The following is a 21,708-nucleotide window of genomic DNA, read 5'->3' on the forward strand; positions in this document are numbered from 1 at the left end:
AAGTATTGAAAAAAATTAAGTGGAGTATCTTGTTGTTTATCATTTTAGCACTTGTATTTGCAACAGGGACTTCCTATTTAGCTTTAAATAAAAAGTTAAAAAAAGAAGATGAAAAAAGCACTCCAAAAATGACGGTTGCTTTAGTAAACGAGGATCAAGGGACGGTATTTGAAGGAAATAAAATAGCATTTGGAGATCAGTTTATAAAAAATATTAATAAAGACAATAATCAACAATGGTATGTGGTCAGTCGTGGAGTTGCAGAAAATGGTTTGAAAAACAATAACTATAATATGATGATTGTAATTCCGAATGACTTTTCTAGAAAGGCTGTTTCAATTCATGCTGAAGCACCAGAGAAACTAACATTAAGTTATAAAGTAAATGCAACTGGAAATAAAGAATTAAAAACAGAAGCGGAAAAGACAGCCGCATCGATTTTAGAAGATTTTAATCGACGTATTATAGATGTATATTTTGCTAGCATAATTGGGAAATTACAAGCTGCACAGGATAATGTTGGGACAATCGTAGATAAAGAACAAGCCCACATGAAAGTATATAAAACAGATGTACATAGTCCTTTGGCAAACTATACACAGCAATTTAAAACAGTACAAGATTATACAGGTGTCTCTGTTAATAGCTTTAAAGGGTTTGAAGGGGTATTACAAAGATTTGGTCAAACAATCGATGAGGGTGCGAAATCGAATGCTACCTATTTAGGTGGTTTCGATAATCTTCAAAATTTGCAAACAGGCAATAATTTGTTAGCAAATAATTTTTCAAATCAGCTTAATCAATTTAACAGTGACCTTAGTACAAATGATGTGCTAAAGCAATTAAGTGCATTGGAATCGGCGAATAAAGTTATCGCAAGCCATTTCAATGACTCAGATAAACAATCTAATGCTTTAACTGACTCAACAGCAATTCAACAGTATTTAGCAGATGTCACAAATAAAATGAAAAGCTATGATGAAGAACTAGCAGATAAGCTCAAGAAGAATATTCAAGAAACAATTAATGAGAAATTAAAAGCAAAACTTTCGGGTAATAACACAAAAGAGATATATTTAAATACCTTAATGCAACAGCCAGACAATCAAATTAACGAACAGATTAAAAGTTTAATCAATAAGTTAGCAAGTATGGATATTGAAGAAATTGATAGACTTACATTACCTGATGAGACAAAGACGCAGCTAAAAAATGTAGTTAAAGTTTCTGAAAAGTATGGTGAAGAGAATAACATCCGTTATGAAGGCCCTAACGATATTCCATTAGAAAATACAATCAAGAATATTAAGAAAGGCCTAGCTACTGATGGAATTATTTTTGAAGATAAAGAAAAAGTTGCAAAAATGGATGCAGAGCAAACATTTAATTTACAACTTCCAGAGGGATTTGAACTGTATTCAAGTACGGAAGCATTAATGATTAACGGACAAGACTATACTGCAGACTATTTAAGTAATGGGAGTGTCAAGCTGCCTTCTCGAGAAGAAGGAGAATTATCTGTTGGTGTGCGTGTCAAATTGTCGGATGAAAACGCAAAGATTGATGTTTTTACACCAGTAACATGGAAATGGAATTTAGCTCATACGCATGAAAAAACACCAACGGAAACGAAGCCAGTTGATCCTCCGACCGAGGGACAAGAAACAACTAGTGAAAATAATAAACAAAGTAATCAAGTTGTCCAACTGACAAATCGCACAAAAACGCCAGTACATTCAATTAAACAATTGACAGATAGTAAGACTGGTAGTGGAACAAAAGAACCAAATAAAGATGGAAATAAAAACCCAGGTGGTGGCACAACAGAGCCAGGTGGTGGCACAACAAACCCAGGCGGTGGCACAACAAACCCAGGCGGTGGTACGACAAACCCAGGCGGTGGCACAACAGACCCAGGCGGTGGTACAACTAATCCGGGTGAGGGAGATAAAAAAGTTGAAACAATAGAACGTACTAATGATCATATTGTTCATCAAAAAATGGAAGTTTTATCTCCAGCATCATCTGAGGGGTTAATAAAAGACGCTGTGAACACAGTGAAAAATTATGAAGAATTATCAGGCTTATATGAACTGTATTATGGGCTTGATATGAAAACAGAAGATTTATCAGGAAAGTTAGAAAAACAAGCTTTAAAAGATCTTGCCACATCAAAATCTCTTTATTACATGTTAAATAAACAAAATGTGTTAGATATCATTACAGGTCTTGTTTCATCTGAAATTCAGGCGGAAGTAACATCTGAGATGAATCAAGTAAAACAAAAAATTAATGATTTGCAGCTCTTAGCTAAAAATGTTAACCAAAATTCAGACCGTTTGGCAGAAACATTAAAACAAACATCAGAACAAGCTAATGTAATGAATACGAATCTGGCTGAGTATTTAAACGGTGCAATGAAGTGGCGTGAAGGTAGTCTAAAACTGATGGAGGAACAAAGAACAATAGCAAGTAGTCGTGAAGGAGAACAGACAGCTATATTAGCATTAGACACTGGATTGAAATCATTAGTGACACAGAGTCAATCGTTAGCTGAAAGTTCGAAAGGTACTTTGCTAGCTTCTGACGAGGTATATAAAACGTTTGATCAAATTAATAATCAAGCAAAAGAAATTCAAGACAGCGGTGTAACGATGGTGTCAAAAGCTGATACATTATTAAACGATTTAACTGATAAAGTATCGGATGATAAGTCATTCGCGAAAAACTTCAGTAAAGTATTAGCGAATAGCCGTGTTGGCGAACGTCAGAATGAACAGTTATACAAGTTTTTAGCGAATCCAGTTTTAAAACAAAATGACGGTGTTATTACAGCAGGCAATGCCTTTACACCATATTTAATTGTATTAGTATGTTTTATTGTTTCTTTATTTACGTCATACGCTATTGCGAATCAGGAAAGAAAGCGTCATCAACAAGATGATTTTGAAGAAAAATCATCAATTTTAGATATGAACTTACCAATCACGGCAATTACATTCGGAATAGCTATTGTTGAAGGAGTTATAATTGGTATCATCGCTGGGAAATTATTAGAATTCAGCGGAAATCAAAGGTTAATTTGGATTGCTTTTATAACAATTACAATGATGGCTTTTGTCTTCGTTTCAACATATCTATTACGCCAAGCAAAAATGATAGGCATGTTTATCTTATTAACATCATTAAGTCTGTATCTATTTTTAACAGAAGCTGTTGGAGTTAAGGTAACTAAGACATCATATCTTGGTAAGTTACGTGAATTTTCACCACTTCAATATATAGAAGATTTCTTAAATAATTTTATAAGTGGTAAAAATGATGGTCATGTCACTTTCGCAGTCCTTCTTGTAATAGCAATTGTTGGATTTATTATCAATCTATTTGTATGGCATAAAAGGTGGGAGGAAAAAATTGACGATGATGAAACAATGCATACAGCTGGCTAGATTATCATTTGTCTTTTTTCTTTTCTTGTTTGCTGCGCCCCTCATGGGTAGCGCAGCAGACAGTTACCTGAATGATAATGGTAAACTTGATTTCAAAGTAGATCGGCTACATGAAGATAACCAAGAAAGAAATGAAAAAGGACAGCAAGAGACAGAGCTCGATAAAGCAGCAATTCAATTATTTAATGAAGAAGTTGAAAAACAAATTAATGAAAAACAAAAGAAAGAAAAGAAAGAAATGAAAGAGTTGAATGACTCTTTATTTTTGAATACGAAAAAAATAGATAAAATGAAAGACACACAGAAGAGTTTGTTTTCAAAAAACTATAACGTGAGAGCAAGTTCTAGTGAAATGGATCATAGCCAAGCCAAAACAGAAGAGTCAATTAGTCCGACATTGATTGGATTAATTATTATTGGCGTTATATTCATTTTTATTGGATTTGGAATCATCATTCGGAAAATTTGGATGTAAGGAGAATCACAAATGGCTATACAGACACATATTAACGTCACTGTTGATTTTCATAAATGGAATGGAAATACATACGATTTACGAATCCCCAATCATCAGTCTGTTAAATATTTGCTTAAAAATTTAATTGAAACATTAAAAATTGAAAAATACGATACATCAAACTACGTAATTAAAGTTGTGAATAAATCGTTATTATTAACAGATGATGATAGATTGGTAGATCACCAAGTAACAGATGGAGATATATTACAAGTAATATAAATTACATAATCATGAACGCAGCATGTAACCTACTCAAGTGAATTCGTAAAATCAGAATAGGTTTATGGTGAAAAGGAGAAGAGGAAGAACATGACGGAGAAAACAATTCAGATTGATTCAATGGAGTATCGATTTGAAATAGAAGAAGATACTTGGAAATTAGAACTTGCTAAATCTCAAACGCAAGTAAAAGATACCCGTCAATTGGAGTTATTAACGGAAAAATCATCAATGTTTCTACCAGTAACAATAGAAGAGCATGATGATACATTTACTTTTACATATACGGTAGAAAAGAAATTATTGAAATGGGAAGATGTAAAGAAATTAGAAAGAAATGAGAAATTACGTTTAATCCGAAATCTATCTCATTTTCAAGAGTATTTGCATAGAAGAATAACTTTCTTTTTACACCCGGATAATTTAGTATTTGATGCAAATTTAATGCCTTTTATTATACATCGCGGAATTCGAGAGATTGCCCCGCCCAAACCACTAACAGAAAATCAATTTTTACTCCACTACAAATGTTTTATTATTGCTTTGTTTTCCAAAAAACATAGTTATGATGATCTATATGCTGGTTTATTGGAAAGCGCAAAAGAAACTACATTTGAACAGAATGTGGTCAACATGGAAAGCTTTGAGGAACTGAAACAGTTTATCGAAGTGAATTTTTTAAAGGAGCAAGCAAAAGCAGAAAAAACAATGCAACTTGTTCCGAAAAAGCAGTTTAAATTATTTAAATACTTAGCATTTTCATTTGCGGCAGCTACAGTTATCTTAGCAGCACCAGTCGTTTACTACACATTTATGAAAGTGCCGTATCAAAATACACTTCTAGAAGCTAATAAAAATTTCTTAGCAACGGATTACGATAAGGTAATTAGTAATTTGAATGAGGAAGAGTTTGAATCATTACCGCTAGCATCTAAATATGAGTTAGCGTATTCCTACTTGAAAGTAGAGAAATTATCTGATGAGCAAAAAGCAGCAATTATGAAAAATGTTACTTTAAAAAGTGATGAAAAGTATTTATTGTACTGGATTTACAACGGAAAAGGTAATTTTGATAAATCGTTAGATTTAGCGAAAAGTGTGGATGATCCACAATTAATCATGTATGGCTTAATTAAACAAATAGAAGCAGTGAAAAATAATCCGGATTTACCAGGAAAAGAGCGCGATGAAAAGCTAAAAACATTTGAACAACAATTGAATGAATATAAGAAAAAATATAGTGATTCATCCAATGAAAAAGATATATCTAATACAAAAAAAGCAAAGTAAAAGGATGAAGACTTTTGCTGAATCTATATGAAAATGGGTATATAAACAACAAGAAAAGATAGGGAGTACGTATATATCCAATCTATATAAATACAAAATGAAAAACCGACATAAACCCTTTCTTTTTAGGTGGGAAAGAGCGTCCGTCCATGGAGCCCATGCTAAGTGAAAACAAAAAGAGAAAACGAGTGTAGGATACCTTTTATTTTTCATAGCAGCGACTTATATGTTGGAAAATCAAAATGGATATATATGTATGGAAACTCCTTACAGATAGAGCGAACAAAAGGAGAAGTGGAGAAGTATGGAGCAACTACTTGCACTAAGTTACGGCAATCGATTACATAAATGCCGCTTACATCCATCCGAACGTCCTACAGTGACGGTTGGGAAAGAATGGTCAAATCATATTACTGACTTTGATTTAGATGAATCACTTTTGCTAAATTGGGATAGCGAATTAGAAGCTTGGAAGATAGGAGAGCAGGTCCTTTATTTTAATAAGGCGAATACAATTCAATTAAAGAATAACAAGGCTATGCGCATTTGGATTGCAACTGTAGAAGAAGTAATTGTATATGATACATCAACGAAATATTCGATAGCAATTAGTAAAAATGACTACGATGATATAACAGTTCATGATGCTACTACAGATTTTCTGTTCATTCGTGAAACATTAGATGAGCCGTTTAAAATTAACGTGTATGAGGGGAACGTCTTTCATAATTATTCTAAATTGGAAGGTACAGCGAATTTAGAAGCTGGAGATCACTTGTATTTTGATGGCGTAACAATTCAAATTGGAAGTGAAGATGTTCAAATATTCGCAGCAGAAAAACGGGTAGAATCGACATTACCTCGTTTACTAGAAGCGGACAGCTTTTATCATGATGAGTATCCAGATTATCATCGTTCACCACGGATTATTTATCGTGAGCCAGTTGAAAAAATGATAATTGCAAAACCATCATCAAAACCATCAAAACCAACAGAGCATCTAGCAAGGATTATTGTTCCATCTCTCGTAATGATTGTGGTAACTGTCATGTTATCTATATTTCAATCATACGGTTTATTTATTTTCGCATCGCTAGCAATGACAGTCGTGACTGTCGTTGTTTCGATCACATCGTACATAAAAAACTTAAAGCAATACAAAATTGATATTGCCGAGCGAGATAAGAGTTATCGAGAATACTTAATGCAAAAAACAAAGGATTTACATGCTGAAAGTGAGAAACAGCGTCATGCACTTCATTATCATTATCCAGATGTTACCGAAATTAGAGAAATGGCGATAGAAGTGAACCCTCGTATATATGAAAAAACAATCATGCATCATGATTTCTTAACATACCGAGTGGGAAAAGGGAATGTAGATACTAGTTTTGAAATTGAATTTAATGAAGAGGAATTTAGCCAGTTTAAAGACGAGCTTATTGCCATGGCACGTGAGCTAAGACAGCAATATCTTTCTCAAGCCGATGTTCCGGTTGTAACAGATTTAATGAATGGACCAGTTGGATATATTGGGCAGCGTTCGTTAGTGCTCGAACAATTACAACTATTAGTGATGCAAACAGCTTTATTCCATAGTTATTATGACTTGCAGTTTATTACGGTCTTTCCTGAAGAGGAGAAGAAGAAGTGGGACTGGATGCGCTGGTTGCCTCATGCAAGTGTACGTGATATTAATGTACGTGGTTTTGTATATCATGATAGAAGCCGAGACCAAGTACTGAATAGTTTGTATCAAATATTGAAAGAACGAAAATTGAAAATAGATGAAAAAAGCAATTCAAGTGAAAAAATACATTTTTCACCGCATTATGTTGTCCTTATAACGGATGAAAAACTCATCTTAGATCACGTTGTAATGGAATTCTTTAATGAAGATCCAAGTGATTTAGGTGTATCACTCGTATTCGTTCAAGATGTGATGCAAAGCTTACCGGAGCATGTGAAGACAGTTGTTGACATAAGAGACTCGAAAAAAGGAAATATCATCTTAGAACAAGGGGAACTTGTAAATCGTCAGTTCGCACCGGATCATTTTCCAGAAGGATTTAATTTAGAAGATGTAGCTAGAGCACTTGCGCCACTGAATCACCTGCAAAACTTGAAAAATAGTATTCCAGAAAGTGTTACATTCTTAGAAATGTATGGCGTTGAAAAAGTGAACGAGCTAAATATTACAGGCCGCTGGGCAAAAAATGCCGCTCATAAATCATTAGCTGTTCCGCTTGGCCTTCGCGGTAAAGAAGATCTTGTGAACTTAAACTTACATGAAAAAGCACACGGACCACACGGGTTAATTGCTGGTACTACAGGTTCTGGTAAGTCAGAGATTATTCAGTCGTATATTCTATCTCTTGCGGTCAATTTCCATCCTTATGAAGTTGCGTTTCTATTAATTGACTATAAGGGCGGAGGAATGGCGAACTTATTTAGAAATCTACCTCACTTACTAGGAACGATTACGAACTTAGATGGTGCGCAAAGTATGCGTGCACTCGCTTCGATTAAGGCAGAATTACAAAAACGCCAACGCTTATTTGGCGAGAATGATGTGAATCATATTAACCAATATCAAAAATTATACAAAGAAGGCGCTGTAACAGAGCCGATGCCGCATCTATTCTTAATTAGTGATGAGTTCGCGGAGCTTAAGGCAGAGCAGCCAGACTTTATGAAAGAATTAGTTTCAACAGCGCGTATCGGGCGTTCTCTTGGTATTCATTTAATACTGGCTACACAAAAGCCAACTGGGGTTGTCGACGATCAAATTTGGAGTAACTCGAAATTTAAACTAGCGCTTAAAGTGCAAAATACATCAGACAGTAATGAAATATTAAAAACACCTGACGCAGCAGAAATTACACTGCCAGGACGCGCGTACTTACAGGTCGGAAATAATGAAATCTATGAACTATTCCAATCTGCATGGAGCGGTGCTGATTACGTGGAAGATAAGGATGATCAAGATCGTCTCGATACAACAATTTATGCAATCAACGACTTAGGTCAATATGAAATCTTAAGTGAAGACTTAAGTGGACTTGGAGATAACAAAGAGATTGCGACGGTGCCGTCTGAACTTGATGCAGTTATCGATTATATTCATGATTATACAGAAGAAAGACAAATTGAAGCGCTCGCAAGACCGTGGTTACCACCGCTTCCAGAAAAAATATTCCTGCAAGACTTACACCCAGTGCACTTTAAAGAAGCATGGAATGAAGCAAAGAAACCATTGCAAGCAATAGTTGGTTTACTAGACCAACCTGAATTACAATCACAAACACCATTAACATTAGACATAAGTAAAGATGGACATGTAGCCGTCTTCTCAAGTCCAGGTTACGGTAAATCGACGTTCTTACAATCAGTCATTATGGATGTAGCGCGTCAAAATAGCCCGGAGCATTTGCATGTGTATTTAGTAGACCTTGGTACGAATGGTCTCTTACCATTAAAGGGACTGCCACATGTTGCGGATACGATTACGATTGACGAAGCAGAAAAGTGCTTAAAATTAGTTGAAAGATTAACGCAAGAGATGAAACAACGTAAACGTATGTTAAGTGAATATGACGTTGCAAGCATAGAAATGTATGAAAAAGCTAGCGGTAAACAAATGCCGAATATCATCGTTGCGATTGATAATTACGATGCGGTAAAAGAAGCTAGATTTTACGAAGACTTTGAAATGTTAATGATACAAATTGTTCGCGATGGCGCAAGCTTAGGTATTCATACACTAATTAGTGCAGGTCGACAAAATGCACTGCGTATTCAGCTATATAACAATATTAAATTGCAAACATGTCTATATATGATTGATCAAAGTGAAATCTCAGGCATTGTAGGTCGATCTGATGTAAAAGTGGAAGAAATGGCAGGACGAGCAATTATAAAACTAGATTCACCGACATTATTCCAGTCAGTGTTACCAACAAAAGCAGAAGATGAATTACAACAAATTCAATTATTGCAACAAGAAGCAAGTGAAATGGATCAAGAATGGGATGGAGAACGTCCGAAGGCAATTCCAATGATGCCAGAAATCATTGATCTTGTAACATATCGTAAAAACAAGGACGTTACCAAAGCATTACAAGCAGGAAAAGTTCCACTGGGACTTGACTTCACAAATGTAGAAGTCGTTGCGCATGATATTGCAGTTAATGATCATTTAATGGTTTACAGTGCAGATGATAGTATTAGAAAACAAGTCATATCAAGTATACTCTCCCAAATGAATAAAGACTATTTTGAGAGTATAACATTAGTAGATACAGCGGAGTATAGCTTCGTTCAGTATAAAGACAATGTGACTCATTACATCGTAGAAGAAAATGAAGTAAACGTTCACGTGAAATACTGGATGGAAGTGATTCGTGAACGATCTCTTGAATTATCACAGGCAAGACAAGAAGGAAGAGAAATACCAGTGTTTACAAAACAACTTATCATTATGACAAACGTTGAAGAATTTAGCAGACTTGTTTACTTAGAAACAGACGACGCAACAACTTTAATGGATCTATCTCGTGCAGTTGGTATTTACTTCGTCCTAGCAGGACATCATGACTATATGGATCGAAACCGAGATGCCTTACCGATGAAAATGAGAAGTAAACTAACAGCGGGCATCATCGCAATGCAATTAAACGACCAAAGTGTCTTCAATGTGAAATACGTAAGTAACGAAGCATCTTTAGGGAAAGACGAAGTGTATTACTACCAAAAAGGAAGCATTATGAAACTCAAAATGCCAAGAGTAACGAACGAGGTGACTGTATGAAATTGAAAAAGAAAGCTAAGGTGATGATAGTTATGACGATAGTTGCGAGTTTATTTAGTGGGTGTGGTTTTGGAGAAACGAAAATAGACTATGAGAGATTTGTAAAGGCGTTGGATGAAGGGGATATGAAGACGGTTATGTCTGCGAGTGATGATGGGTATGCATATGTGACCCAAAGAGGTATATACAGTAGGTATGAAGAAAAAGAAGATGGAGAGCATAGTAAAACAATCCGTCAAACTACGGAAGGTGTATATAATACGAAAGATAAAAGTTTATATGGGGAGACAACACAAACAATCGCTACTGACATAGAGAATAAAAATGAAACAGGGACAAATAAAAATTATAAAAAAGAAACCGTTTATAGTACAAATATAATGTATGAAAATGGGCAGGTACAAAGTCCAGATTCCAATCTTGATGTTTCATACGTTAACTTAATTGTAGATCGTTTAAAAGGAATAGGGAGATTAAAGATGAAGCCAGGCGATGATATCAAAAAATTTGATCAGCCTAATACAGTTGGATATAGACTCACTGAATCAGAATTTCAAAATATTATCAATGATAAGCTAAACATACAATATGATGAATATGATGGGGCGGCAATTGTACTTCATCTTGATTCCGCGAAAGGCCCAAAGCAGATATTACAAGTAAGTATTGATATAGACTATAAGAAAAAGAATGATGATGGGAATTTAGTAGAATATATGTTCCAGATAAAAACATACTTTAATAGAAAACAAGATAACAATCAAGATGCGAAAAAAGAATATGTAGATTATAAAGCACAGTACAAAAAATAATAAATAATTAAGAAAGGAGATAACCTAGTATGAAGAATAATGTGGGAGAGGAACAGGATAAAGATTTAAAGATAGCTTCTGATTGGGGGAAATTGGAGCTGGCTGGTCAGGATATTTATAATTTTAAGGCAGGGAAATATCCGTATGATCAATCAGACGAAAAAAATCTAAAGAGGTTAAAAGCTAATTTTAATGCAGAGCTTATGTATCATGAAGTAGATGAAAAGACAGGATTTGCAGCATATGCTTTTAAAGATAAGACCACAGGAGAAATTGTAATAACATATGTAGGAACAGAAGATGGAACGGATGCAAAAACAGACGGTGAAATTGGTGTTCACAATATAACGGGTGCAAATAAAATAGCATTGGGAGATTGGAACGAGGATCTTGCGGTAAAGCAGTACGATCAAGGTGATTTGTTTTATATGAAGATTAGACATAAAAACCCTGATGCGGAAATTAGTGTAACAGGACATTCATTAGGTGGTGGTATAGCTGATACGGTAGCATTAAGACACCGAGAAGATAATATTGAAGCGTTAACATTAAATCCAGCTCCTGTTCTAAAGCGAGATGTTGAAACATTCGGTAACGGATTTGATATGAAAAACATTCGGAACATTATTAATGAAAATGATCCACTGCACATTGGGATAAAAGTAGCTGATTTTACCATTCCTGGAAGAATGTATATAATCCCGAACCAAGCATGGCATTCTTACGTTTTTACAAAAAAAGATTATGGTAAAAATGATAAGCTAGTATGGTGTGATAAATTACAAAGTTCTAACGATACAGGATTTGATGGGATTCCTGGATTCTTAGAGCTGGCCCAATCGTCAGGAGCTTTGTATACAGGAACTATATATAAAGTGTTTGACAGAAAGGTTTCTCCAGTAGAGGAAGCGGCAGGAGGTTCAGCAGTAAAGTTTATACTAACAGGGACACCACTTGCACCTTTCATAGCGACCTTGTTAACATATTCAGATAGTGTACAAGCTGTAGGAGAATTTAGAAAAATAAAGGGTCAAGTGGAAGAAAGTATTTCTAGATTAAATAAAAAGTATGAAGGGCTAAAGTCTCAAGTTACAATAGAAGCTATTAAGTTTAGTATGGCAGCTACGATAGAAATTAAGAGCGCAGTAGATACCGCTGTAGATTGGATTGAAACAACTCTAGCTAAATGTAAAGAAAAGGTGTTAGAAGTATTAGAATCTGTATTTAATGCAGCTGTAGACTTTTTAGCAGGAAGTGTCGTTGTGTATTTAGCGGCAAGTGAAATTTTAGAGATTGCCAAGGAAGTAGCGGGTTCTTATGTGCAGGATTTACTAGATATGTTTAAAGGGGATTTTCACATAGATACAAATGTTACTGCAATTGTAGCAGAGCATATTTTAACTCATCGACACTCATTGCTTCATCTCTTTATGAATGATGGTAGTAGAGGAATAAACCGTTCATTGTTAGGTGAAATCTCAAAAGATGTAAAAGAGCTCTCAAAAGATTTGAAACAATTGAATGAAGATGTTTCAGAAGCAATCTTTTCTATGATTGCAAAAGATGAGGAGTTAGGAGCAGTAACATATTATTAATATTTTTTCTAGCTAAATATATTTCTTTTCAATACGCGGACTTTGGAAGAGAAAGAAGAAAGGGGAATTGGTATGGATTTACATATGATAATGAATAAGGTTCATAGTACATTTCCAAATAATGGTGGTAAGGATCAGATTATAAACGTGGTCATGCAACTTGAAAAAGCAGCATCAGCTTTAACGAGTGATATTCGAAGCTTAGAGAGTAGTATCGACAGCAATTTGCAAGGGAAAACACGTGATGCCTTTATTGATCGAATTCGTGCACTAGAAAAAAAGAGACAAAAAATCGAAGAGAAAATCGTAGTATTAAAAGGGACGGTTAATTAATATGAAGGATTATATGGATAAAGTATTACCTTTAGGTAGTGTAGTGAGAGTAAGTTTGGAAGAAGAGAAAGATGTAGATTATGTAATCACTACAAGAGGTCTTTTGTTAGATGATAATACTTTCTATGATTATGGAGGAGTATTATATCCAGTAGGCTTGACAGCAGAAACATATAAACTATTTAATCACTCTGACATTGTTGAAGTGAAATTTGAAGGATATCGAAATAAAATTGAAAGTCAATTTGCGGCTAAATTTAAAATATGGCGGAATGAGTTTGTTGAAAAAGTAATAGAGAAAAATAAAAGAGAGCAACAAAATCAAGCGGTAGAAATACAAGAGCAACAATAAAGTAAAAGGGAAATAAGCTTTCCTCTTCCTATATGGAAAGAGGAAAGCTTATTTTGATTGTGGGAAAAGGTGGCTTTGAATATACTACACAACCAGGAATCATTTCTTACGTAAGGAAGGGGTATTAGGGGTTATATGAAAAGAATGAAAAATGTAATATTGTTAGTGTTATGTTTCTTATTTTTGAGTGGCTGTATTAATAATAATGAAGAACAGGTTAAAAAATATATAAAAGAAAAACATGGAATCGATGTTGTTGTAACAGATTGGGGCGCTATGCATGAAGGGAATATGGGACATACATACCATACTGTTCAAGCAAAAAACAACAAAAATATTCAATTTAGAGTAGAGGTAGATGGCTTCTTATATTCAAAAATAAAAGGTGATGAATACCAATACGGAAAAAACACATATGAGGAATATAAGAAATTTAAACCAATTTTAAAAGAAATTAAAAAATTGGGCTACGAGGAATTTGAAAAAGAAAATGTTTTTCAGTATATAGTTGATTATCATGAAGACAAACCAACTGATGATTTGTTATTAACTTTAAAAACGAGTAACAAGATTGATTATAGTCAATTTGAATCAGCAGAATTAGATCGTTTATATGCTCTATTCCAACTCATTCAGAAGAGTAATAAAAAGATAACAGAACTTGAAATTAAAGATCATAATGGTGAATATATAGGTCTCCCTTTTGAAAACGTACAAAAAGTTATAACGAAGGAAGAACTGCTATTAACTATGAAAAACACTGTAAGAAGTTATTGGACATATTTGATTCAAACTCAAACAAAAGTAGGTGACAGATTGAAAAAAATTCAAAACGACGATTTTGTAATTGAAGGTATTACTTGTCCACATCCGAAAGCCGGGGAGTGTCCGAAGTATAAGGTGACTTTAGTTTTTAAGGACAGTAAGATGCAATATAACAACAAGCCTCCTGTAATTGAGGATCTGACAAAGGTGGTCACTATCCTTAAAGAAGAACTATATAATGAAAAATTTGACATATTTTTAACCAACAAGGATGGAACAAGATATTCACTCTGGCTATCATCAGAAACAATCAAAAATAGTAATAGCATCGAAGAACTTATAAAATAACGGTCTCCTTAGGAATAAATCTAAAGCACTTTTTACGTTTATTATTTGGTGTGAAAGCATGATATCAGTTCGTAAAATGAATCATTTGTATTAAGAGTGTAAGAGCATGTTTTAATCGTTTTTTTCAAAATATGCTCTTTCTTTATATGCATTTGCTAAGATCAGTAACAATAAGCTAAGTAGGTATATTATTATTATGTAGATGTTGGCAGACTTCAATTTGAAAATGAGAAGTAAACTAACAGCGGATATCATCACTATACCAGTAAACGACCAAAGTGTTTTCAATATTAAATACACAAGTAACAAAACATCTTTAGGAAAAGACGAAGTGTATGACTACCAAAAGGAAACATTACAAAACTTAAAATACCAAGAGTAACGAATGAGGTGACAGTATGAAAAAGAAAGCTAAGGTGCTGATGCTTATGACGATCGTTGGGAGTTTACTTAGTGGGTGTAGCTTTTTTGAAACGAAAATTAAATATGAACCATTTGTAAAAGTTTTGGATGAAGGGGATATGACGAAGGTTATGTCTGCTAGTGATGATGGGTATGCGCATTTAGAAGAACGAGTTATATATAGTGCATTTGAAGAAAAAGAAGATGGCATACACGAAAAAAATATCTATCAAACCACTGATGGAGTATATAACATTAAAGGAAAAAACTTATATGGTAGTACAACGCAAATAGTAACTACTGATATTGATAAAAGAAAAGAAAAAGATAAAATTAAAAACTATAACAAAGAAAAAGTATATAGTACAAATATTAAGTATGAAAACGGCCAAGTACAAAGTACAAATCTAAGCTTAGAAGTTTCTCAAGTGAAGCTTCTTATGGATCGTCTTCATGGAGTAGGAAAACTAAAGATGAAACCGGGTGATGATAAAAGAGGGTTTGATGAGCCTAATTTAGTAGGATATGAATTAACTGAAGCGGAATTCCAACAAATGATAAATGATAAATTGAAGCTACAATATGACGAATATGGTGGTGCGTCAATTGTACTTAATTTCGATGCTGCAAAAGATTCGAAAGAAAAACCAATGGAGTTATCAGAGCTGAGTGTCTCTGTAAACTATAAGAAAAAGAATGAAGAGGGGAAAGTGGTTACGAGTATTTTACAAATTAATACATATTTTGCCGGGAGAAAATACAATAATCAAGACGCGTTAAAAGATTATGAAAAGTATAAAAAGCAGTATGAAAATAATGGATAAGCGTGAATATTACATGGGGGATAAAATGAGAAAGTTAATGAAATTAACAATTAAGATGTTGACCTTAATTTTAATATTCGGTGGATGCAGTGTGGGGGAAACAAAAATTGAGTATGAAAGATTGGTAAAGGCGTTGGATGAAGGGGACATGAAAACGGTAATGTCTGCGGGGAATGAAGGGTATGCGCATGTAGAAGAACAAATCATACACTCCATTATAGAAGAAAAAGAAGATGGAGAATATAGAAGAACAAGATATCAAACTACTGATGGTATATACAATACGAATGATAAGAGTTTATATGGAACTACAACACAAGAAATAGCTGATAAAACAACTAATGATAAAAATAAGGAGAACAATAGTTATAAATCAGAAGAAAAATATAATACCTATATTATTTATAAAAATGATCAAGTGCAAAGTTTGAATCCAAGCTTAGACGTTTCTTCGATTAAGCTAGTTATAGATAATTTAGAAGGAATAGGGAAATTAAAAACAGATAAAGATACAAAGGGGTTTGATGAACCGAACAGTATTGGTATTGGATTAACAGAAGTGCAATTTAAAGACATGATAAATGATAAATTAAAACTACAATATGATAAATTTCAAGATGCATCGATTGTTATAGATTTTAATTCTGCCAAAGACAGAAAAGAAAAAACGATGCGAATAAGTGAAATTACGATCTCAATAACGTACGATAAAAAGAATGAGGAAGGCAAGATGTTGAAACATATTCAACAAATAGCAGTTAGATTTAATGGTAAAGAAGAAAACACTAAAAATGCTAAAAAAGAATATTTAAATTATAAAAAACAATATTGCGATAACAAATAAAGTTCATAGTACATTTCCAGATAACGGTGGACGCGATCAAATTATGAACGTGATCATGCAACTCGAAAAAGCAGCATCAGCTTTAACGAGTGATATTAAAAGATTAGAAAGCAGCATTGATAGCAACTTGCAAGGGAAAACACGTCGTGATGCTTTTATTGATCGGATTCGTCAACTAGAAAAAAAGAGACAGAGAATGGGAGAGAAAATCGTAGTATTAAAAGGGACGGTTAATTAATATGAAACTGAAAAAGAAAGCTAAGGTAATGATTGTTATGACGATAGTTGCGGGTTTACTTAGTGGGTGTAGTTTTGGGGAAACGAAAATAGAATATGAGAGATTTGTAAAAGCGTTGGATGAAGGGGATATGAAGACGGTTATGTCTGCTAGTGATGATGGGTATGCGCATGTGACACAAAGAGGTATATACAGTGCGTACGAGGAAAAAGAAGATGGAGAGCACAGTAAAACAATCCGTCAAACTACGGAAGGTGTATATAATACGAAAGATAAAAGTTTATATGGCGATACAACACAAGAAATTGCTACTAATATAGATAAAAAAAACGAAAAAAAGACAAATAAAAATTATAAAAACGAAACCATTTATAGTACAAATATTATGTATAAAAATGGGCAGGTACAAAGTGATTCCAATGTTGATGTTTCTTACGTTAACTTAATTGTGGATCGTTTAAAAGGAATAGGAAAATTAAAAATGAAGCCAGGTGATGACACAAAAAAATTTGATCAGCCTAAAACAGTTGGATATAGCTTAACTGAATCAGAGTTTCAAAGTATTATTAATGACAAGCTAAAAATACAATATGATGAATATGATGGGGCGACAATTGTGCTTCATCTTGACGCTGCAAACGGTCCAATGCAGATATTGCAAGTAAGTATTGTTATGAATTATAAGAAGAAGAATGATGAAGGAAAGTTAGTAAAATATACATTGCAGACACACACATATTTTAATAGTAAAAAAGATAATGAGCAAGATGCTAAAAAAGAATATGTAGATTACAAAGCACAGTACAAAAAATAATAAATAATTGTATGCGTAAATCTTTTGGATATCACTACTACCAACGAAAAAAAGACGTGTACTATTTGATGAAATTGTTTGGCCATACATCACAAGGGTAAACGTTACGATACATTGGAATTGAAGCGGATGAAATTCGGAAAACGATGGAAGATTTTACACTATAAGAACTAGGGGAATGCTAACTGATTTGATACCCACTGAAAGGAAAGATTATACGTGAAATACGTTGAATTTGAAACCCTAAAAAATTACGAATCGCCAACAGTTTATTTTTGTGAGCATGATATAAAACATAGTTGCCTGGTTGCTATGTAACGGTATTGCTATAATAGTAACTTCTTTAACAATCTAATGATAAGTATTAAATTCCCTACACCGCTATACTTATGCTTAAATAAATATATATTATTGGAGATGTTGAAGTATGAGAATTATTAATAAACATATCACTCTCGATGAAATAGAGATAATAAGAAACTCATTAGATAAATTGCATGAATACCATAACAGTAAATCAAAATTTTTTTCTGGTGATTATCCAAGAATTACATTTGAGGAACGTATTGCAGAATATAAAAAAAATTCAAAGTATGGAGAATACAGAATTGAATTATTGATTGAGTCAGAAACAGACAATATATTAGGATTTTGTATAGCATATAGTAAAAAAGTAAGCGGGAAGATCGAGGTTCTATTTGTTGATGAAAAATATCGAAGAAACGGATTGGGTTTGAAATTAATGAATAGTGCAGTGGAATGGTTTAAAGAAAAACAAATATATGAAATTGAATTAACAGTAGTGTACGGGAATGAAGCTGTATCGTTTTATCAGAAGTTGGGATTCTATCCACGTTCAATTATTATGACAACTAAATCATAACGATATTATGAGAATATTTTTTTGTTCAACTAAAGGGCACTCTAATGAAATAAAGATTACAGGAATGATCAAATTTCTTTATAAAAGAATGATTCAATCGAATATATTAAGAGCTTGTTTTGATCATTCTTTTTTCAAAACAAGCTTTTTCTATTTACGCTTTTATCAATTTTTATAGGGTTTATTTAATCAAAACTTATTTCAAGTCTACAATAACGAAAAGGCAGGGACATATTTTACATATTAAATATGTCCCTGCCTTTGATTTTATTGACTTTAGCCTCTACAACCTAAATATAAAAATGACTAATATGTGAAGTATCTTTATTTTTCGGCTGTGTTAAACAATTATGCTGATAATTATAAAAATAAGAAAATCAAAATTCGATCCATTTACAGTAGTTATTACTAACTGAACACCCGTTTCGCTAATGGAATATCCGTATTAAAAAATTTCGAGTAGTCTTGTAAATGATAATCAGCAACATCACCTTGACTTTGAAACATGCACGTTGCAATTCCTAATTCTTTTGCAGGTAATAAATCTAACTCCCGGTCTCCAATAACTAGATCGATTCCGTGTTTTGTATGTAAATGAATGTATGCTAATGGATTAGGTTTACGAGGGAAACCATCATCAATTGTAACCATATCCACAAAGTATTTATCCCATCCATAGTATTTTAAGATGGCTAAAACTCCGTCCCTATGCTTGTGTGTCATAATTACATTTTTATTTGCAAATTTTAAGATTTCTTCTACACCATCAAATGGTTTCATATCTTTTGGAGATAATGTTTTCTTTAATCTTTTTATCTCTTCTTCTTGATCCCTGGAAATGTTATAGTAATCAATTGCATGCGAATACGAAATTTTTAGCTTTTCATAAATTTCCTGTTTATCTACTGCTTTTCCCAGTACCAAAGAGAGTATGTTTGTATACGCAGGATACGTATCAAACAAAGTTCCATCAAAATCCCATAAAATGTTCAATTAGACCACCCTTTTATAATTATATCAATATAAATTCGTCAAACTAGCGTAAACTCCTCCTTTAGATTATCTAAAGGAGTGTATTTATAGTGAAAAGGAAAAGAACATCTGAAATTGAAAGAACGATTAAGGAACTGTTGAGTGACAATAAGTTGTTCCGTTAAAGGGCCAGATTGTAGAGAAATGGATTTACTAAATCATATAATTTATTGTAAACTGAATTCACACGATTATTTAAACGATTTATTATAAAACAAATATTTATATATACTTAAACCATTATGAGTAAAAACAATAAGGGGGGAACTAACATGACAAAGGGAAATAAAATCAACAATAAAGAGGAGTTGTCACTAGAACAACGTGAAGAATTACTCAGAGCATTGAAAGCCCGTTTTGAGAAAAACATGAACCGCCATAAAGGTCTTGAATGGGCTAAAGTCCAAGCAAAGCTGGATGCTAATACTGAAAAACTGTGGTCGCTCAATGAAATGGAAAGAACTGGCGGTGAACCGGATGTTGTTGGTCATGATAAAGAGAAGGACGAATACATTTTTTATGATTGTTCAGCGGAAAGTCCTAAAGGTCGCAGAAGTGTTTGTTACGATCGTGAAGGGTTAGAGTCAAGAAAAAAACATAAACCAGAAAATAACGCTATTGATATGGCAACTGCCATGGGCATTGAACTATTAACGGAAGAACAATATCGGACGTTGCAGAATCTTGAAAATTTCGATATGAAAACGTCGAGTTGGGTGCAAACACCCTCTGATATTAGAGAACTCGGCGGTGCCCTTTTTTGCGATTGTCGCTTCGGGCACGTCTTCGTGTATCACAATGGAGCAGAATCCTACTATGCCGCCAGGGGTTTTCGTGGCTCGTTAAGGGTCTAAATTTTGCACAGACAGCTAAAATTGAATTTGAGAACGGATCTCACCTAAGGAAAAGTTTTCATTTCATTCTTCAACTATCGGGCGCGATTGTGGAGCAACATAGATAGGAAATGATCAAACTTTTTTATAAAAGAATGAACCAACTGAAAATAGTAAGAGCGTGTTTTGAACAATCTTTTTTTCAAAACACGCTCTTTTCTATGAACATTTATCAAGGTTATTAGTATCAATTTGATCAAACTTTATTTTAAAGCAACAGCCGATCTCGGATTAAAAGGGAACAATCGTATTGTAATTCAAGCGAAAATATATGGTGTGAAAAATCGAGTTGGTATTCGTGCTGTACAGGAGATTTATGCAGCAAAAGCCTATTACAAGGCTCATGAGGCGTAGGTTGTCACGAACAGCGTATATACAAAGCAGGCGAAAGGATTAGGTGAAGCATGTCATGTAAAACTAATAGATCGTATAGAGCTTCAAAAATTGATTAACAAAGTAAATCCAGAGTATTCGGCTGAAGATGTGTATCGTAGTGTAGATCCTGCAGAAAGGAAATGCACGGTATGTAAAAATCATTTAGTGGTACGAAATTCAAATAAAACTGGAAACAAGTTCTTTGGATGTTCTCAATATCCTACATGTACACATAAAGAACCAATTAATAAGTGAGCTGTGATGAAAATCCAGCTCTTTTGTTATTTTCATGAATATATTTTTAAAAGCCCTATTCTTATTTGAAAATGACTTCTCAGATTTGTTTGTACTACGTTTTTGACGGATTGGTAATGCAATAGGTCTTAAATAATGGATGATTGGATTTTTGGGGGAATAATAGGTTTAAATTTGATATGCAGATTTTTAAGTGAAATAAAAAAGGGCAGTCGCTAATTGCGACCTAGCCCTTTCTCTACGATCTGTCGAATTGCTTCATTTCGATTTTTTAGCTTATTTTCACGCCAAAAACTCTCTATTCGTCTTTATTTAGAGTTGCAGTTTCGTTTTCTGATGAATCTATTTTTATTCCGTTAGATAGCTTTTGAGCTGAATCTTGCATTTGCTCTTGGGACTTACTAGGAGTATTCAGAGCATCTGACGGCATGTTGTTGACTTGAAGACTTACTAAATCTTTTTTATCCATGGTATATAGCTCCTTCTTTAATTTAAATTTAGATGTAATGTAATTATTAAGTAATTACTTGGATATTTTACATCTTTAGATCGATTTATATACAAGAGATATATTGAGAAATCACGTAACTATATTGTGGCTTGTGAGTTTTTGGAACATTATGTTTTTCATGTATGGAGAAAGCCTGTTACAATG

At 33.6% G+C, this 21,708-nt stretch carries 17 protein-coding genes and 5 pseudogenes; 19 read left to right on the forward strand and 3 right to left on the reverse strand.

Annotated elements, in window-relative coordinates:
* The first annotated feature begins 5 nt into the window (after positions 1 to 5).
* The 17 genes and pseudogenes from esaA to JDS96_RS04650 all read left to right on the forward strand — a co-directional run bounded on the left by esaA (position 6) and on the right by JDS96_RS04650 (position 18,498).
* Positions 6 to 3,449, forward strand: a complete 3,444-nt coding sequence (gene esaA / locus JDS96_RS04575; RefSeq protein ID WP_242479847.1) for a type VII secretion protein EsaA — start codon at positions 6 to 8, stop codon at positions 3,447 to 3,449.
* On the forward strand, positions 3,421 to 3,924 hold the full coding sequence (gene essA / locus JDS96_RS04580; RefSeq protein ID WP_018765509.1) for a type VII secretion protein EssA: 504 nt from the start codon (positions 3,421 to 3,423) through the stop codon (positions 3,922 to 3,924). Before esaA ends, essA begins: the two co-directional genes overlap by 29 nt.
* A gap of 12 nt (positions 3,925 to 3,936) precedes the next feature.
* Positions 3,937 to 4,188, forward strand: coding sequence for an EsaB/YukD family protein (locus JDS96_RS04585; protein ID WP_018765510.1), 252 nt, complete (start codon positions 3,937 to 3,939; stop codon positions 4,186 to 4,188).
* Between the two features lie 90 nt (positions 4,189 to 4,278).
* Positions 4,279 to 5,478: a type VII secretion protein EssB gene (gene essB, locus JDS96_RS04590; protein WP_003197233.1), complete on the forward strand. Its 1,200-nt coding sequence runs from the start codon at positions 4,279 to 4,281 to the stop codon at positions 5,476 to 5,478.
* Between the two features lie 304 nt (positions 5,479 to 5,782).
* Positions 5,783 to 6,061: pseudogene (locus tag JDS96_RS33445) on the forward strand (FtsK/SpoIIIE N-terminal domain-containing protein); the annotation flags it as partial.
* A pseudogene (gene essC, locus JDS96_RS04595) lies at positions 6,059 to 10,288 on the forward strand (type VII secretion protein EssC); the annotation flags it as partial. The pseudogenes JDS96_RS33445 and essC, both read left to right, overlap by 3 nt.
* Complete coding sequence (locus JDS96_RS04600; protein WP_098716583.1) at positions 10,285 to 11,100, forward strand: DUF3952 domain-containing protein; 816 nt, start codon at positions 10,285 to 10,287, stop codon at positions 11,098 to 11,100. The pseudogene essC and the gene JDS96_RS04600, both read left to right, overlap by 4 nt.
* Positions 11,101 to 11,129: 29 nt before the next feature.
* A complete protein-coding gene (locus tag JDS96_RS04605) occupies positions 11,130 to 12,695 on the forward strand; it encodes a Tle-like phospholipase domain-containing protein (protein WP_199666232.1) in 1,566 nt (521 codons plus the stop codon).
* Between the two features lie 72 nt (positions 12,696 to 12,767).
* A complete protein-coding gene (locus JDS96_RS04610) occupies positions 12,768 to 13,028 on the forward strand; it encodes a hypothetical protein (protein ID WP_041488413.1) in 261 nt (86 codons plus the stop codon).
* A 1-nt stretch (position 13,029) separates the two neighbouring features.
* Positions 13,030 to 13,380: a DUF4176 domain-containing protein gene (locus JDS96_RS04615; protein WP_003206994.1), complete on the forward strand. Its 351-nt coding sequence runs from the start codon at positions 13,030 to 13,032 to the stop codon at positions 13,378 to 13,380.
* Positions 13,381 to 13,515: 135 nt separating this feature from the next.
* Positions 13,516 to 14,493: a hypothetical protein gene (locus JDS96_RS04620; protein WP_098161427.1), complete on the forward strand. Its 978-nt coding sequence runs from the start codon at positions 13,516 to 13,518 to the stop codon at positions 14,491 to 14,493.
* A 220-nt stretch (positions 14,494 to 14,713) separates the two neighbouring features.
* Positions 14,714 to 14,895 (forward strand): annotated as a pseudogene (locus JDS96_RS04625) (hypothetical protein); the annotation flags it as partial.
* Complete coding sequence (locus JDS96_RS04630) at positions 14,892 to 15,719, forward strand: DUF3952 domain-containing protein (protein ID WP_199666233.1); 828 nt, start codon at positions 14,892 to 14,894, stop codon at positions 15,717 to 15,719. The pseudogene JDS96_RS04625 and the gene JDS96_RS04630, both read left to right, overlap by 4 nt.
* Complete coding sequence (locus tag JDS96_RS04635; protein ID WP_306473178.1) at positions 15,712 to 16,563, forward strand: DUF3952 domain-containing protein; 852 nt, start codon at positions 15,712 to 15,714, stop codon at positions 16,561 to 16,563. Before JDS96_RS04630 ends, JDS96_RS04635 begins: the two co-directional genes overlap by 8 nt.
* Before the next feature lie 43 nt (positions 16,564 to 16,606).
* Positions 16,607 to 16,801 carry a hypothetical protein gene (locus JDS96_RS04640; protein WP_206777000.1) on the forward strand — a complete coding sequence of 65 codons (195 nt, stop codon included), beginning with the start codon at positions 16,607 to 16,609 and terminating at the stop codon, positions 16,799 to 16,801.
* Position 16,802: 1 nt separating this feature from the next.
* Positions 16,803 to 17,615 carry a DUF3952 domain-containing protein gene (locus JDS96_RS04645; protein WP_003197252.1) on the forward strand — a complete coding sequence of 271 codons (813 nt, stop codon included), beginning with the start codon at positions 16,803 to 16,805 and terminating at the stop codon, positions 17,613 to 17,615.
* A gap of 427 nt (positions 17,616 to 18,042) precedes the next feature.
* On the forward strand, positions 18,043 to 18,498 hold the full coding sequence (locus tag JDS96_RS04650; RefSeq protein ID WP_040119454.1) for a GNAT family N-acetyltransferase: 456 nt from the start codon (positions 18,043 to 18,045) through the stop codon (positions 18,496 to 18,498).
* A gap of 408 nt (positions 18,499 to 18,906) precedes the next feature.
* Here JDS96_RS04650 and JDS96_RS04655 read toward each other — a convergent pair whose 3' ends face one another.
* Positions 18,907 to 19,491: an HAD-IA family hydrolase gene (locus JDS96_RS04655; RefSeq protein WP_003207006.1), complete on the reverse strand. Its 585-nt coding sequence runs from the start codon at positions 19,489 to 19,491 to the stop codon at positions 18,907 to 18,909.
* A 311-nt stretch (positions 19,492 to 19,802) separates the two neighbouring features.
* On the opposite strand from JDS96_RS04655, the gene JDS96_RS04660 reads away from it, so the two are divergent.
* A complete protein-coding gene (locus tag JDS96_RS04660) occupies positions 19,803 to 20,384 on the forward strand; it encodes a DUF4256 domain-containing protein (protein WP_018765517.1) in 582 nt (193 codons plus the stop codon).
* A gap of 258 nt (positions 20,385 to 20,642) precedes the next feature.
* Positions 20,643 to 21,053 (forward strand): annotated as a pseudogene (locus tag JDS96_RS04665) (restriction endonuclease); the annotation flags it as partial.
* A gap of 215 nt (positions 21,054 to 21,268) precedes the next feature.
* Here the strand turns inward: JDS96_RS04665 and JDS96_RS33450 are convergent.
* Together JDS96_RS33450 and JDS96_RS04670 are read right to left on the reverse strand one after the other, a co-directional pair.
* Positions 21,269 to 21,358: pseudogene (locus JDS96_RS33450) on the reverse strand (ribbon-helix-helix domain-containing protein); the annotation flags it as partial.
* Complete coding sequence (locus tag JDS96_RS04670) at positions 21,352 to 21,522, reverse strand: hypothetical protein (protein ID WP_003197259.1); 171 nt, start codon at positions 21,520 to 21,522, stop codon at positions 21,352 to 21,354. The gene JDS96_RS04670 and the pseudogene JDS96_RS33450, both read right to left, overlap by 7 nt.
* Between the last annotated feature and the right edge of the window lie 186 nt (positions 21,523 to 21,708).

The organism is Bacillus cereus group sp. N21 (assembly GCF_016483395.1).
Taxonomy (GTDB): Bacteria; Bacillota; Bacilli; order Bacillales; family Bacillaceae_G; genus Bacillus_A; species Bacillus_A pseudomycoides.